The sequence below is a fragment of the Candidatus Paralachnospira sp. LCP21S3_A2 genome (genome assembly GCF_052118925.1).
Classification (GTDB): Bacteria; Bacillota; Clostridia; order Lachnospirales; family Lachnospiraceae; genus Lientehia.
The window spans coordinates 352,862-367,368 of the sequence record NZ_JBQKGG010000001.1 but is presented as its reverse complement, the minus strand read 5'-3'; the positions used below and the strand labels follow the sequence as shown (position 1 = coordinate 367,368).

General features: G+C 49.8%; 12 protein-coding genes and 1 other annotated feature. Of the genes, 10 read left to right on the top strand and 2 right to left on the bottom strand.

Annotated features, from left to right (window positions below):
- Positions 1 to 16 precede the first annotated feature (16 nt).
- Both ACTQ3K_RS01645 and aspS read left to right on the top strand, forming a co-directional pair.
- On the top strand, positions 17 to 1,411 hold the full coding sequence (locus ACTQ3K_RS01645; RefSeq protein WP_441565089.1) for an alanine/glycine:cation symporter family protein: 1,395 nt from the start codon (positions 17 to 19) through the stop codon (positions 1,409 to 1,411).
- Positions 1,412 to 1,441: 30 nt separating this feature from the next.
- Positions 1,442 to 1,670, top strand: a binding site (T-box leader).
- 231 nt (positions 1,671 to 1,901) lie between these two features.
- Entirely contained in the window at positions 1,902 to 3,647 is a 1,746-nt protein-coding gene (aspS, locus tag ACTQ3K_RS01640) for an aspartate--tRNA ligase (RefSeq protein ID WP_441565087.1), read from the top strand.
- A 61-nt stretch (positions 3,648 to 3,708) separates the two neighbouring features.
- Here the strand turns inward: aspS and ACTQ3K_RS01635 are convergent, their stop codons facing one another.
- A complete protein-coding gene (locus tag ACTQ3K_RS01635; protein WP_441565085.1) occupies positions 3,709 to 5,085 on the bottom strand; it encodes an MATE family efflux transporter in 1,377 nt (458 codons plus the stop codon).
- Positions 5,086 to 5,263: 178 nt separating this feature from the next.
- Between ACTQ3K_RS01635 and ACTQ3K_RS01630 the strand changes: the two genes are divergently transcribed.
- From ACTQ3K_RS01630 to ACTQ3K_RS01600, 7 genes are all read left to right on the top strand, one after another.
- Positions 5,264 to 5,671, top strand: coding sequence for a hypothetical protein (locus ACTQ3K_RS01630; protein ID WP_441565083.1), 408 nt, complete (start codon positions 5,264 to 5,266; stop codon positions 5,669 to 5,671).
- Complete coding sequence (locus ACTQ3K_RS01625; RefSeq protein WP_441565081.1) at positions 5,659 to 6,915, top strand: M16 family metallopeptidase; 1,257 nt, start codon at positions 5,659 to 5,661, stop codon at positions 6,913 to 6,915. Before ACTQ3K_RS01630 ends, ACTQ3K_RS01625 begins: the two co-directional genes overlap by 13 nt.
- Entirely contained in the window at positions 6,912 to 7,841 is a 930-nt protein-coding gene (locus ACTQ3K_RS01620; protein ID WP_441565079.1) for an insulinase family protein, read from the top strand. Before ACTQ3K_RS01625 ends, ACTQ3K_RS01620 begins: the two co-directional genes overlap by 4 nt.
- Before the next feature lie 203 nt (positions 7,842 to 8,044).
- A complete protein-coding gene (locus tag ACTQ3K_RS01615; RefSeq protein ID WP_441565077.1) occupies positions 8,045 to 8,935 on the top strand; it encodes a YitT family protein in 891 nt (296 codons plus the stop codon).
- Between the two features lie 184 nt (positions 8,936 to 9,119).
- Positions 9,120 to 10,121, top strand: coding sequence for a dihydroxyacetone kinase subunit DhaK (gene dhaK, locus ACTQ3K_RS01610; RefSeq protein ID WP_441565075.1), 1,002 nt, complete (start codon positions 9,120 to 9,122; stop codon positions 10,119 to 10,121).
- A gap of 21 nt (positions 10,122 to 10,142) precedes the next feature.
- Positions 10,143 to 10,787: a dihydroxyacetone kinase subunit DhaL gene (gene dhaL / locus ACTQ3K_RS01605; RefSeq protein WP_441565074.1), complete on the top strand. Its 645-nt coding sequence runs from the start codon at positions 10,143 to 10,145 to the stop codon at positions 10,785 to 10,787.
- 67 nt (positions 10,788 to 10,854) lie between these two features.
- A complete protein-coding gene (locus ACTQ3K_RS01600) occupies positions 10,855 to 12,564 on the top strand; it encodes a sigma 54-interacting transcriptional regulator (protein WP_441565072.1) in 1,710 nt (569 codons plus the stop codon).
- A gap of 192 nt (positions 12,565 to 12,756) precedes the next feature.
- On the opposite strand, the gene ACTQ3K_RS01595 is transcribed toward ACTQ3K_RS01600, so the two are convergent.
- Positions 12,757 to 13,266: a hypothetical protein gene (locus ACTQ3K_RS01595; RefSeq protein WP_441565070.1), complete on the bottom strand. Its 510-nt coding sequence runs from the start codon at positions 13,264 to 13,266 to the stop codon at positions 12,757 to 12,759.
- Between the two features lie 223 nt (positions 13,267 to 13,489).
- Between ACTQ3K_RS01595 and ACTQ3K_RS01590 the strand changes: the two genes are divergently transcribed.
- On the top strand, positions 13,490 to 14,494 hold the full coding sequence (locus ACTQ3K_RS01590; RefSeq protein ID WP_441565068.1) for a deoxyguanosinetriphosphate triphosphohydrolase: 1,005 nt from the start codon (positions 13,490 to 13,492) through the stop codon (positions 14,492 to 14,494).
- Positions 14,495 to 14,507 lie beyond the last annotated feature (13 nt).

The window sequence follows — 14,507 nt, the reverse complement described above, 5'->3', positions numbered from 1 at the left end:
TGCACTTTCCTATGAAATGAAAACCGGTTTTTCACGGAACAGGAATAAGATACCTCCTAAGTTCATATCCTGTTCCATGGAAAAGCTGGAAATTCTTCTTACTGCATGCAGTGACTTTGTATGGGGAGTGCCGCTTATGGCACTCCTTTTTGGCAGCCATCTTTTTTTTACGGTGAGGCTTCGGTTTCCCCAGAGAAAGCTGGCGCGGGCAATCCGTCTGTCCGTCACGGAGGAGACAGGCGCGGAGGGGGAGGTAAGTCCCTTTGGCGCACTGGCAACGGCACTGGCGGCGACCCTGGGAACGGGAAATATTGTCGGAGTGGCACTGGCGGTGAGTATTGGCGGGCCGGGCGCAGTGTTCTGGTGCTGGATCACCGGCCTGTTCGGTATGGCAACGAAATATGCGGAATCCTTTCTTGCGGTGAAATACCGGAAACGGACGAAAACGGGCGGTTTCGCGGGCGGACCTATGTATGTGATGGAAAAGCGGTTTTCCACAAAGCTGCCGGCAGTACTGTTTTCGCTGTTTGCCATTGCAGCCTCCTTCGGAACGGGGAGCAGCGTCCAGTCCAATGCCATCGGTGAGGTACTGGGGCATGGCGGAGAAATTCCTTTTTGGATCATTGGTATGGCCATTACGATTCCAGCAGGAGCGGTGATCCTTGGCGGTGCAAAGAAGATCACCAGGGTCTGCCAGGGGCTGATCCCTGCCATGGCGGCTCTGTATCTGGGCGGTGCGGCAGCACTTCTTGTGATCTGTCGAAAAGAGCTTCTTCCGGCGCTTTCCCTGATCCTTAAATCAGCGTTTTCCTTTCGTCCGGCGGCAGGCGGGCTTGCAGCCTCTCTGGGATTTAAAGCAGCACGGGAGGGGATCGCCAGAGGGCTGTTTTCCGATGAATCCGGCCTGGGAACCGCACCAATGGCAGCGGCAGCGGCAAAAACCAGCAGTCCGGTGAGCCAGGCGCTGGCGGCCATGACCGGAACCTTCTGGGATACCGTGGTATTTTGTGCTGTGACCGGCATTTTAGTTGTGGCAGCGATGCTTCACGCACCTCAGATCGTCTCAGTGACAGAACCCGGAAATCTGGCAGAGCAGGCGTTCGGCCTGATGGGAAGGACGGGAAATCTGGTCTTTCTCATCTCCTTGACGGCCTTTGCCTTTGCAACGATCCTTGGCTGGAATTTTTACGGGGAACAGGCAGTACGGTATCTGTTTCCGGAAAGCCGATGCGGAATCCTGATTTACCGGCTTTTCTATCTGGCCTCGGTCTTCTGCGGAGCCATCGTCCCCATGAGGCTTGTCTGGCAGCTGTCAGATCTGTTCAACGGACTGATGGCGGTGCCGAACCTGCTCGTGCTTTTGCTTATGCAGAAGGAGATCAAGGAGGAAACAGCAAACTTCCGGGGTTGACAAAGCAGAAGCAGTAGGCTAAAATATGGAAGAAAAGCGTTGATCGGGAGAAGTAGGTTCCATTATCGTTTCCAGAGAGCGGAGGTAAGGTGGGAGCTTCGTAAAGTGAATGGATCTGAATAACACCCGGGAGCTGCAAACGGAACCCCTGCGGAAGGCAGGGCAGTATGGGCGACGTATCCGGGCGTAAACCGGGAGAAGAGAGACCGAAAACGGTAAATCAGGTGGCACCGCGGACAGGAAACTGTTCGTCCTGAAGAGGACAGGCGGGACTTGATTTGCCGTATTTTTGTATATCAGGGTCTCAAAGTCCAGGAGTTTCGCAGGCTTGCCTGCAGAAACCATGGACCTTGAGACCCGCCGGATCATGAGTAAGAAGCCATTTTTCAAAGAAAAATGAGCGGATTACGAATGAGCCGAGGATTGCGGGAGCGTGCCGCGCGGAGCAATCCGATATACAAAGAAAAAACTTATTTAAAGGAGAAAACAAATGTCACAGTTATATCGTACAAAGAACATCGGCCAGGTAACCGAAGGCGATGTGGGAGCCACCTTAAAGCTGGCAGGCTGGGTAGAAAATATCCGTGACCATGGCGGCGTGTCTTTCATCGATCTGCGGGATATGTACGGCATGATGCAGGTAGTGCTTCGTGATACGGAGCTGTTAAAGGGAATCCGGAAAGAGGAGTGTATTTCCGTTGAGGGACTCATGGAGCACCGGGATGAGGAAACCTACAACCCGAAAATTCCCACCGGAACGATCGAGCTTGAGGCTCATAAGATCACGATTCTCGGAAAAGTATACCGGGATCTGCCCTTTGAGGTTCCGACCTCCAAGGAAATCCGCGAGGATGTGCGGTTAAAGTACCGCTACCTGGATCTGAGAAACCACAAAGTAAAGGACAACATTCTGTTCCGTTCTGAGGTGATCCGGTTCTTACGGGAAAAGATGACGGAGATGGGGTTTGTGGAGATCCAGACTCCGATCCTCTGTGCTTCCTCCCCTGAGGGTGCGAGAGACTATATTGTTCCGTCCAGAAAGTATAAGGGCAAGTTTTATGCGCTGCCCCAGGCACCTCAGCAGTACAAACAGCTTCTGATGGTGTCCGGCATCGACAAGTATTTCCAGATCGCGCCCTGCTTCCGTGATGAGGACGCAAGAGCCGACCGTTCTCCGGGTGAGTTCTATCAGCTGGACTTTGAGATGAGCTTTGCTGATCAGGAGGAAGTATTCCGCGCCGGTGAGGAAGTGCTGACAGCCACCTTTAAGAAATTTGCACCGGAAGGCTATTCCATTACGGAAGCTCCTTACCCGGTGATCAGCTACAAGCAGGCCATGCTGGAGTTCGGCTCCGATAAGCCGGATTTGAGAAACCCGCTCCGGATCATGGATGTGACCGAGTTTTTCCAGCGCTGTACCTTTAAGCCGTTCCATAAGAAGACGGTTCGTGCATTAAAGGTTCATGCACAGCTTTCCAAGGGCTTCCATGAGAAGCTTCTGAAGTTTGCACAGTCCATCGGTATGGGCGGCCTGGGATACCTGGAGGTAAGAGAGGATCTTTCCTACAAGGGCCCCATCGATAAATTCATTCCTGATGAGATGAAGAGCGAGCTGGCTTCCCTGGCTGGACTGACAGCCGGCGATGTGATCTTCTTCATCGCAGACAATGAGGAGCGTGCGTCCAAGTATGCCGGACAGATCCGAAACGAGCTGGGTGAGCGTCTGGATCTCATTGAAAAGAACGCATACCGTTTCTGCTATGTCAACGATTTCCCTATGTATGAGCTGGATGAGGAGACAAAGCAGATCGGCTTTACCCATAATCCGTTCTCTATGCCTCAGGGCGGCCTGGAAGCACTGAATACCAAGGATCCGCTGGACATTCTGGCATATCAGTATGATATTGTCTGCAACGGTGTGGAGCTGTCCTCCGGTGCCGTGCGGAATCACGACATGGATATCATGGTAAAGGCATTCGAGATCGCCGGCTATGATGAAGAGACCTTAAAGAGCAAGTTCGGAGCGCTGTATAATGCATTCCAGTTCGGTGCTCCGCCTCATGCCGGCATGGCACCCGGCGTAGACCGTATGATCATGCTGCTGCGCAACGAGGAGAACATCCGCGAGATCATCGCATTCCCCATGAGCGGAACGGCTCAGGATCTGATGTGCGGCGCACCTAATGAAGTGACCGAACAGCAGCTTCGTGAGGTTCATATTAAGGTAAGAGATTAAAAGAAAGAACGGTGCGCCGGCAATATGCCGGCGCAGATTCGTTCATACAAAAGGACAGCTGTCATGAAACCATGATATCAGTGGGAGCTGTCCGCCGGTCCAGATGCTTCTGGAATACCAGAAGAAAGGTGATGGTCGAGACAGCCGCGCCCAGTCCATCGCAGATGGGCTCCGCGTAAAAGGCATTGGCGGCTCCGAAAAACAGCGGAAGAAACAGAACGGAAAGGACATAAGTTCCTTTTCGCAGCATGGAAAGCGCCAGGGCAGTTTTGGTCCGTCCGATGGCGGTGAAGCCGTCCACGAAGCAGTACTGGAGGCTCAGCGGGATAATGGCCAGCGTTACGGTATGAATTCCGCGGACGGCCATGGAAACCGTATCCGGCTCCCGGGTGAAGATTCCGGCAAAGGGAGCTGGAAAGATCCGGGAAAGAACAAACATGATGGATGTAAAAATCAGGCAGAGTGACAGAATGGTGCGCTCTGCCTTTTTGATGCGCAAGCTATTGGCGGCGCCGTAATTGTAGCTGAGGATCGCCTGGGTTCCGCTGGAAATTCCCAGCATGGTGGAGGTGATCATTAAAAGCCAGCTCTGGATAATGGTAGAGGCAGCAATGAGCAGATCTCCCTGCTCCGGGCCGCCATAGTGCTGGAGGGAGGCATTTAAGATAATGGTGATCACGCTGTCTGTTGCCAGGATCATAAACGGTGAAAAGCCCAGGGAAACGATCCGTTTCATCAGTGCCGGCCGGTAGCTTCCGAAGGAAATCCGAATAGGAACAGATTTCCCGAAGAGAAAGCAGAGGGCAAACAGGCAGGAGAAAAGCTGGGACAGTACTGTCGCAATGGCGGCCCCGGCGACGCCCATGCGGAATACAAAAATGAACACCGGATCCAGAATGATGTTGGAAACGGCGCCGATCAGGACGGTGAACATGCCGACGGCGGCAAAGCCCTGGCAGGTGATGAAGTAGTTCAGACCGATGGCCATAAGGGCAAAAAAGGTTCCCAGGGTATAGATGGTCATATAGGTATTGGCATAGGGAAACGTTTCGCTGCTGGCTCCGAACAGAACAAGAAGCCGGTTTTTAAACAGGAGAAACAGAACCGTCAAAACGGCGGAGACCACGCAGAGCATGAGGAAGCTGTTGGAAAGGATCACCTTCGCTTCTTTATCATTCCCCTCGCCGCGGCGCATGGAAAACAGAATCGAGCCGCCGAGACCGATGAGGGTTCCGAAGGAGGTAAGAAGTGTTACTACCGGTCCGCAGATCCCGGCGCCTGCCAGAGCCAGGCTTCCCACACCGGGAATGTTTCCGATGAACATACGGTCTACGATGTTATAAAGGACATTGACAAAATTTGCGATCATGGCAGGCACTGCCAGATGAAGCACCAGTGAAAAAATGGGGTCCTTCCCCAGATCAGAATGTGTTTTCATGAAAAAACTCCCCTCTGCGGCAAAGCCGCTGAAAGCGAGTATAGCAGAAAACGAAAGAGGGGACAAGATGGAAGAATCAGAATCAAAAAAGACAGAAAAATAGAGAAATAGTATGAAATAGATTGAAATAAATAGGACAGTATGATAGGGTGAAAGAAAGTATGGAGAAGGTGCGGAGATGGAAGAGAAATTGATAATCAAAACGGAAGAGGGACCGTTTGTAATTGGCTGTGTGATATCCATTCTTTTTATAAAAAAGTTTTATTCCTGGGAGGAATACCAGATAAAGAGAAGGGAACGGTTTCATAAAAATAAATGGGGAAGAAAATATATAAAATTGTATGAGGAAGGAGTGATTTTTTCCAGAAAGCCGTTAAGGGTGATAAATATGAAAAAATGCTGGGGAGCTCGTTTTGTCTGGAGACAAAGAGCATTTTCTACAGTCTGGTTCTGTTTCCAAACGGAAGAAAGCATAAAAATAAGCGGGAAAGGGCTAGATTATAATGCAGACAAGGATCTGTTTTTCCAGAAGATGGAGGAATGGGGGATTGAACTGGATCCGGAGGTGGATGAGTGGGTAGGGTGAGAGGAGATAATCGGGAGAAAATCTTGCTGGAAAATCGGCTGTTATTCTGCACGGAACGGCAGGAATATTCCCATAGTGTGACGTTCAGTTTCTATGTGCGGGGCGGAAAAAATTATGAGTGTTACCGTCATCTTGGAATCAGCCATCTGCTGGAGCATATGATATTCCGGGGTGGAAACGGGATCGATCAGCGTATGCTGTATGAACAGATGGAGCGGATGGGGACAAGATTTTTCGGGGAGACCGGAACGGATTATATATGCTGGGGGATCACCTGTGACCGGGAACGGTACTTGGAAAGTCTGCGGCTGTTTTTGAGGGTATTGTCTGTGGAAAGCTGGAGAACTGAGGCATTACGGAAAGAAAGAGAAGTGATCTGGCGGCAGATAGAGCGAACGGAACGGGAAAACACGGTGTATTTCGGTGACTATGTTCGGGAAAAGTGGTATGAAAGCCGGAGAGGCCGGGCGTCGGTCATGGGAACAGATAAGACGCTGGAAGCAATCAGCATGGAAGACCTGAAACAGTGGAAACGGCGTTTGTTCTGTGAGAAGGCGGTGTGGACAGTCCTGACCGGAAATTTTTCGGAAAACGACCGGGAAATGACGAAAATGGAATTATCAAAATTTAAATTGAATCCGCAGAAGCCGTTAGTAAGCAAGGAAATCAGACCAAAGCGGTTTGGACATCGGACAGAGGAAGATATTCAGGTACTGAACATGAAATCGGAGTATTCGGATATTTCATTGCTGTTTGATGTGGACGGGAAAACGTTTCCGAGAAGTGTGGTACATTCGATCTGCCGGGAAATCGGGATCCGGGAAGATTCTTACTTGTGGCGCATGGTGCCGGAAGCGGAAGAACTGGAAGGACGGTGGCATGGCCGGGAAACCCATTCTGTTTTTCAGATCGATTTTTGTGCCGGCCGGGAGGAGGCAGTATCGGTGATCGAACAGGTCATTGGTGCGTTCCGGCGGTTGAAACGGGAGAAAGAACAGATCAGCCGCTGGGAAACGTTTTCTTATTATAAAATTTATGCAGAGAATTGTTCTGAGATCAGAAACCGGGAGTTCGCGGAGGCAGTTCTTTACCCGGAACAGCCGGGAAAGGATGGAGCGCATGAGATGGTGCAGAAGCTTTTTCGGAACCGAAATCTGAGTATTTACATTGCGGGAGATTACACGGAAAGCCAACGGACGAATCTTCGGAAGAGGATATATCAGGTGTGGGAGAAGTTGTCATGAAAGAAAACATGGTATGGAAAGCGGAGCGGGCTGAACATGCGCCTACGGTGGAACTGGGAATATATTATGAATCCGGTGAGCCGGAAAAGCGGCTGTTTTCCAGAGAACAGAAAGCATGCCTGGGGCAGGAAGATCTTCTTATGGAAGAGGTCTGCGGAGAAACCGGCGGAAGAACCGTGCTTTCCTGGAAAACGGAAGATACAGAACGGATCATAACGTTATTGTCGGATAGAATATCGGAGACGGTTTCGGTCAAAAGAGGAATCGCTGTTCTTACGGGTAATTATACCGGGGAACAGGAGAAACGGTTAAAACAGATTGTGAATACCTGGATCAGAATGGCGAATGCGGAGCAGGAAATGCTGATGGACCGAGAAACAGATTGGAACGCGGAACAATCTGATCCGAAAGACGGGTCAGCGTTCTGGAAAATACGGGAAGAAACAGAAAAGTCGGTTCGGATGGAATGGATGCTGTCCATAAAGCAAGAAGAAAACACGGTTTTTCCGGCGATCCTGCTTGGAAGCATTTTGGCGGAGGGAGACGGTTCGTATCTGGGAATAGAGCTGCGGGAAGCCCATGGCTATACCGATGAATTGGAACTGGAACTGCGGAAGCGGGAAGATCAGCTTTTCCTTGGAGTATCATTCTGGGTCAGGCGGGAATGGGCACAGGAGGCGAAAGCCGTTTTTGAGGAAGTGATCCGGACTGCATCGGATCGGATTGCGGAAGAGGATCTTCAGGCGGCAAAGCAAAATTATCTTCAAGTGCTGGAACAGTTGGAAGATGATACCTGGAATTGGAATCAGAAAATCGGAAGTGCCTATCGGACAGAGGCACCGGAGGGAATCGATCGGGCGGAACAGATCCAAGGGCACCGAGCAGTAACGCTGGAACAGGTAAAAGCATTATGCAGAAGGCTTTAAAGACAAAACAGAACCTTGTTTCTTCCGGTGTCGCGGTGAAGTGAAAAAGGTACGGAAAATAAGATCTTCCAATGAAAATAAAGAAATTGTCCCGGAAAAGATAAAAAAACAGGGATTTGGAAACAGGGGTTGACAAAGCTGATAATTTCGTCTAAAAGTGAAAAGGATATATTAGGAAAGAAGTGCAGTTGGAGGAAAAAGCAATGGAATCAGTGGAAGTGTACATGCAGCAGAAGCAGTGGACAAAGTATCTGATGTGTCTGGTGGGGGCAGCGATTTATTCTGTGGGAATGAATTTTTTCGTCACTCCGGCGCAGTGTTACGCCAGCGGCGTCATGGGTGTCAGCCAGATTTTAAATTCCGTGATTGTAGATAAGCTTCATCTGCCGGTGGGGAATTTTAATGTAACATCATTTCTTTATTTGTCCTTAAATTTACCGTTGTTTATTCTGGCATTTAAGAGTATCGGACGGCAGTTTATTCTGAAGACAGGGATCAATGTACTGGCTACCGCACTGATCATGGGAATCCTTCCGGTCCCGGCAGTCCCGTTTCTGGAAGAACGGCTGGCCAATGCCATTATTGGCGGAATCTTCTGCGGTTTTGGAACCGGTGTCACCCTGCAGGCGGGAGGAAGCACCGGAGGTCTGGATATTCTCGGTGTTTATATGGTAAAGAAGCGTCACGATTTCAGCGTCGGGAAGCTTTCGCTCATCGTCAATGGAGTTATTTATGGTGTATGCATCTGGCTGTTTGATGTGTCAGTGGCAATCTACAGTATTATTTATACCGTATTCGTTTCCATGGTAGCTGACCGGGGGTATACTCAGAGCATTAATGTGGAGGCTATGATCTTTACGAAAACGGATGGTGAAGAGATTTCGAATCGGGTGATCAGGGCCTTTAACCGGAGTGCGACCATCTGGAAAGGTATAGGCGGCTATACCGATAAGGATACCGTGATCATTTATGCAGTGCTATCAAAATATGAAGCAACTCTGATGCGGCGTCTGGTGAAGGAGATTGATCCGCACGCATTTATCGTTTTCAATGAAGGATGTCACATCGACGGGAATTTTCCGAGACATCTTTGAGACAGAAGTGTTTCGCTGAAGAAAAATGAAGAGGTTCATTCTGATATAATGTGAAATAATTACAGAAAAAGAAAAAATCTATTGATAAAGCTGGCTAATATGCTATAATAGGTAGAGAATAATAATGTATTATTATGATACAAATATCGCAGGGACGGATGAACGACCGAAAGGAGACGAAACAGTGAAAAAAATTATTAACAATCCGGAAAATGTAGTAGAAGAAATGCTCCATGGACTGGCAATGGCGAATCCTGCTGTGATCCACAGTGAGGGACTCGGAGTAATTTCCAGAAAAGAAAAGAGCGCAAAGGTTGGCCTGGTGTCCGGAGGCGGAAGCGGCCATGAACCCGCACATGCCGGTTATGTCGGAAAGGGTATGCTGGATGCAGCAGTGGCCGGAAATGTATTCTCTTCCCCTGATCCCGAACGGATTCAGGAAGGTATCCGTCAGGCGAACGGCGGCAAGGGCGTTCTGATGATCATCAAGAACTATTCCGGCGACAATATGAACTTCTCCATGGCAGCAGAGCTGGCGGAGATGGATGACGATATCGAAGTGGATTCTGTTGTGGTAAAGGATGATGTTGCTGTTGAGGACAGCACCTACTCTACCGGCCGCCGCGGAATCGCAGGAACCGTTTTTGTTCATAAGATTGCAGGCGCAAAGGCAGAGTCCGGCGCATCGCTTCCGGAGGTAAAGGCTGCTGCAGAAAAGGCAATCAAGAACCTGCGCAGTATGGGGATGTCTATGAGCTCCTGTACGATCCCGGCTGTCGGAAAGCCCGGTTTTGAACTTGGCGAGAATGAGATGGAGATCGGCATGGGGATCCATGGCGAACCCGGAATCGAGAAAACAGAGATCAAGCCTGCAAAAGAAATTGCAAAGATCCTGATCGATAAGATCCTGGATGACTATAAGGCTTCCGGAATCGAGATGGAGGGTGCGGAAGTGGCTCTGATGGTCAACGGCCTTGGCGCAACACCTCTGATGGAGCTTTATATTTTAAATGGCAATGTACAGGCATACCTGGCAGAAAAAGGTGTGAAGATTTATAAGACCTTTGTGGGCAATTATATGACAGCGCTTGAAATGGCAGGCTGCTCCTTGACCCTGTTAAAGCTGGATGATGAGCTGAAAGAGCTTCTCGATGCACCCAGCGAAGCACCTGGATTCAGAGTATAAAGACGGAGGAAATTGGTTATTATGGCATTTGAATTAACAAGCAAGGATTATGTGGAATATCTGAAAAAAGCGTACGTAAAGATTCATGAGAGCGGTGATTATATCACTGAGCTGGATGCGGCTACCGGAGACGGCGACCACTGGGCAAACATCAACAGCGGGTTTGGAAAGCTCAACGAAATGGCAGATGAGCTGGAGCAGTTAAATCTGTTTGAGCTGTTCAAGCAGATCGGGAAAACGATGATGTCTGTTATCGGAGGCTCCTCAGGTGTCCTTTACGGCAGTGCTTATCTGGCTGCTGCAAAGACCTTAAAGGAAAAGGAAACCATCAATAATGAGGCACTGTGCGGTGTGCTGGCTGCCATGCTGGAAGCAATCATGTCCAGAGGAAATGCACAGCCTGGCTGGAAGACCATGATCGATACGCTGTATCCGGCAGTAGAATGCTATAAGAAGTGCATTGCGGATGGCGTATCCGAGGCAGAGACTGCTGACAAGGTAAAGCAGGCAGCCATCGATGGAGCCGAGAGCACAAAGGGAATGGAGGCTGTCCGCGGCCGTGCAACCTATCAGGCAGATAAGGGTGTCGGTCATCTGGATCCCGGTGCGGTAACGATGTCTTACCAGATCGAGATTCTTATGGATTGCGTAAAGGAAAAACTGTAAAGGTTCGGGGCCGGGCGGAGAAATTCGAAGCCCGGCTCTGTGAACAGGACCGGTAAGGAGGGGACAGATGGAACGGGACTTTTTTCTGGTAAATCAGACGCTTTTGGAAACCATCCGGGATACTGCACAGCGGTTTGCTCAGGTGATTGCGAAGACATTGGACGGCGATGTTTTGATCGTGGACAATAATCTGAATGTGATCGGAAAAACCAGTCTTTATTTCCGTCTGAATGCCCATGTGGATATCCATTGTGTGATCGGTCAGATCCTGATCGGTCAGAAACGGGTCATTGTACAGGACAGGCAGGTGCTGGAGAGCTGTAAGCGCTGTCTGTCCTGTTCTGACTGCCGAATCGAGGGAATGATCGGCGTACCGGTGCTTTTTGATGGCAGGGCAGTGGGAGCGATTGCCCTGATTTTTCCGAAAGACCGGATCCAGGAAGCGTTCCGTCAGCCAGAACATACAGCGGATTATCTGGAGAGTATGGCGGAGCTTCTGACAGACGGCTTGTGTCACAATGATGAGTTCAGTCTGGTGAAACGCCAAAGTCTGGAAAAAGAGGAAGTTCTGGACTGCATTGATGAAGGTGTGGTCTATACAGATATAACGGGAAATATTCAATATTACAACCGGGCGTTTGCAGAGATGTTTGGAATTGGAGAGAACGGGCGGGGAGAAAACCTGCTGGCGCTTCTGCCGCATCGGATCCTCCGGGAATATATCCAGACACGTACTCAGATCCGGAGCCTGAAGGTTTCTCTGGAACATGGAACGCATCAGTTTTACGGCTTTTTGTCCTGTAAGGAGATCTGTGTATACGGAGATGTCCGTTATCTGGTCTTTACCTTCCGTTCGGTGAAGAATATCTGGGCGGATGCCAGTGCTGCGGGAAGCGGTTCCATGGTGACGATGGAGTGGTGCCGCGGCTGGCTTCTGTCGGAGGAAAGCATCGACCGGGCGAAAAGTCTGGCCGTAACGGATCATCCCGTCTTAGTGCAGGGAGATCAGCTGGAGGTTTGTGAGATTGCGGCAAAATCCATGTGTAATTATTCCGACCGCAGTGCCATGGGCATGGTGAATGTCTATTGCTGCGGTATATACCGGGAATTTTTTGAACAGTTTCTTTTCAGCCGGTTTGGGGAACTGCAGCGGGCAAATCATGGAACGATCATCTTTTATCAGATTGAAAATCTGCCGTTATATCTTCAGCAACGGCTTTTGGAGTTTATGAAGGTGAAGGAGCTTCTCTTAGATGGAGGAGAGGTTTTACAGTGTAACGTGCGGATTATTGCTACAACGGGAAAAGATCTGAAGACCCTTTCGGAGGAAGGAGTCTTTTTGGAAGAGCTGTATTACCGGTTTGCCGAGAATGTTTTAAAATTACCGCCGGTTCAGAGCGAAAAAACAAGGCTGGCTGCCATGCTGGATTCCGGCCTGGAGTTTTATAAAGCCAAATGGGGAAAAACCCAGGTGGCACTGAGCCGGGAGGCAAGGTTAAAACTTTTAAATCGAAACTGGGAGGCTGAGCCGGGAGAAATTGACCGGGTTCTGGAGCAGATCGTCAAGAACGGCGAGGGTATGGTCGGAGAGAAGGAATTATTATCCATGGAATGCTTCCGTCCTGCCTCGAAAATGTTATCGCCCATCAGTCAGATGGAAAAGGAAAAGATTGAAAAGCTTCTGCATACCGGCTACAGCAAGGTGGAGATTGCGAAGATGCTTGGAATCGGAAGGGCAACGCTGTATCGGAAGATGGCAGAATATCAGCTGAAATAAGAACAGCCTGTCGGGAAGACGGACAGAACGTATCATATACCAATAAAAATCCCCTGTGAGATATCATGAAAACGGATATTTTACAGGGGATAGTCTGTTTTCTACAGCCAAACGCAGGCGGAGAAGCCTGCAGGCAGAAGCTTTTTCTTCATCTTTCTGGCACAGGATTCAGGAGAAGGGCGGTTTGACGGTTTACTCGAACAGTTTCTGATAGATGGTTTCGCCCAGAGCATCTGCATGGTTTTCCGGCAGATCGGGAAACTGAGCTAACAAAGCGGTATGGATGAATTCCAGACGCTTTAAGGAGAGAATTTCGCTTTGAGGAAGCTTCCCTTCCTCCTGTTCGATGGCCTGGTCGATGCGTTCCCCTGTATGGGCAGCGTAGAACCAGTCCAGCACACCTTTTTCCAGCTCCTGTTCACTCTGGATCCCCTGTTTATAGGCTGCTGCATTTTTCAGAGAGACAATCCCGATCACAAAGAAAATCAAGGTGATCAGGCAGAGCCCGAGGAACATGACGGGCTGTTCCGAAAAGGAGATCGGAAGAGGAAGAATCCGGAAGGAAACCAGCAGAAGAAGCAGCAGGATCAGACCGGCTGCTGCCAGAAACGACCAGGCAGAGGAGGATGTTTCCTGATAACGTTCTTTGCTTCCAACGAAGGAGGAGCTGTTTTTCAGATCAGATGACGGATGCTTATTCATGATGAGACTGTCCTTTCTGTATATGGTAGGAATATGTTTGAATCGTTATTAGTGTACAATAAACCGGAGATTTGGACAAGAAAAATCGGAATCTTTCGAAAAGCTGCGGGAAAGAACAAAAAAAGGCGAAGGGATCTGCTTTCCTATCAGCCCGCTTCATGGTATACTATAACGGAGTGCAGGAAGGAGCTTCCTGCGAGGAAAATCAGAAAGGCGGTGTCCCATGAACATACGAGAACAGCTTGAGGCGCTGGAGGAGGCAACCTTAAGTCCTTATGCGTCGCTGAGCAAAAACACCAGAGGACGGGACCGGGAGGAGCCCTTATGTGATATCCGTCCGGCTTATCAGCGGGATCGGGATCGGATTCTGCATTGTAAGGCATTTCGCCGCCTGAAGCATAAAACCCAGGTGTTTTTGTCTCCGGTGGGGGATCATTACCGGACAAGACTGACCCATACCCTGGAGGTTGCCCAGATTGCCCGGACAATTTCCAAATCTCTGCGGCTCAACGAGGAGCTGACGGAGGCCATTGCTCTGGGACATGATTTGGGGCATACACCCTTTGGCCATGCGGGAGAGGATGCGCTGAATTCGGTGTGCTCCGAAGGGTTTGCCCATTATAAGCAGAGTGTCCGCGTGGTGGAACGGCTGGAGAAAAACGGAAAAGGATTAAATCTCACCTGGGAGGTAAGGGACGGGATCAGAAATCATCGTACCTCCGGAACTCCTCATACGCTGGAGGGCAAGGTGGTGCGGCTGTCCGATAAAATCGCCTATATCAATCACGATATTGATGATGCGATCCGTGCCGGAATTCTGACGGAGGAGATGATTCCGGAAGAATATACACAGGTGCTTGGACATACCGTGCGGGAACGGCTGAATACGCTGGTTCACAGTATCATTGAAAACAGCCAGGGGAAGCCGGAGATCCTGATGGCGCCGACGGTGGAAGAAGCCATGAAGAACCTCCGAGCCTTCATGTTTAAGCAGGTATATACCAACAGCGCATCGAAAAAAGAGGATCCAAAAGCACAGCAGCTTCTCATCAACCTCTATTACCACTATATGGATCATGTGGATGAGCTGCCGGAGGAATACCGGATGCTCATGGAGACGGGCGATTCCAGGGAGCGGGTGGTCTGTGATTACATAGCGGGCATGAGCGACGGCTATGCCATTGATAAATTTACGGAGCTGTTTGTTCCGAAAGCATGGAAAAACTGACGGGAGTGGAAGC

Excerpts from the sequence above, each read along its gene's own strand:
- ACTQ3K_RS01645 (WP_441565089.1), top strand. The coding sequence starts at position 17 with ATGAAAACCGGTTTTTCACGGAACAGGAATAAGATACCTCCTAAGTTC.
- aspS (WP_441565087.1), top strand. The coding sequence starts at position 1,902 with ATGTCACAGTTATATCGTACAAAGAACATCGGCCAGGTAACCGAAGGC.
- ACTQ3K_RS01635 (WP_441565085.1), bottom strand. The coding sequence starts at position 5,085 with ATGAAAACACATTCTGATCTGGGGAAGGACCCCATTTTTTCACTGGTG.
- ACTQ3K_RS01630 (WP_441565083.1), top strand. The coding sequence starts at position 5,264 with ATGGAAGAGAAATTGATAATCAAAACGGAAGAGGGACCGTTTGTAATT.
- ACTQ3K_RS01620 (WP_441565079.1), top strand. The coding sequence starts at position 6,912 with ATGAAAGAAAACATGGTATGGAAAGCGGAGCGGGCTGAACATGCGCCT.
- ACTQ3K_RS01615 (WP_441565077.1), top strand. The coding sequence starts at position 8,045 with ATGGAATCAGTGGAAGTGTACATGCAGCAGAAGCAGTGGACAAAGTAT.
- dhaL (WP_441565074.1), top strand. The coding sequence starts at position 10,143 with ATGGCATTTGAATTAACAAGCAAGGATTATGTGGAATATCTGAAAAAA.
- ACTQ3K_RS01600 (WP_441565072.1), top strand. The coding sequence starts at position 10,855 with ATGGAACGGGACTTTTTTCTGGTAAATCAGACGCTTTTGGAAACCATC.
- ACTQ3K_RS01595 (WP_441565070.1), bottom strand. The coding sequence starts at position 13,266 with ATGAATAAGCATCCGTCATCTGATCTGAAAAACAGCTCCTCCTTCGTT.
- ACTQ3K_RS01590 (WP_441565068.1), top strand. The coding sequence starts at position 13,490 with ATGAACATACGAGAACAGCTTGAGGCGCTGGAGGAGGCAACCTTAAGT.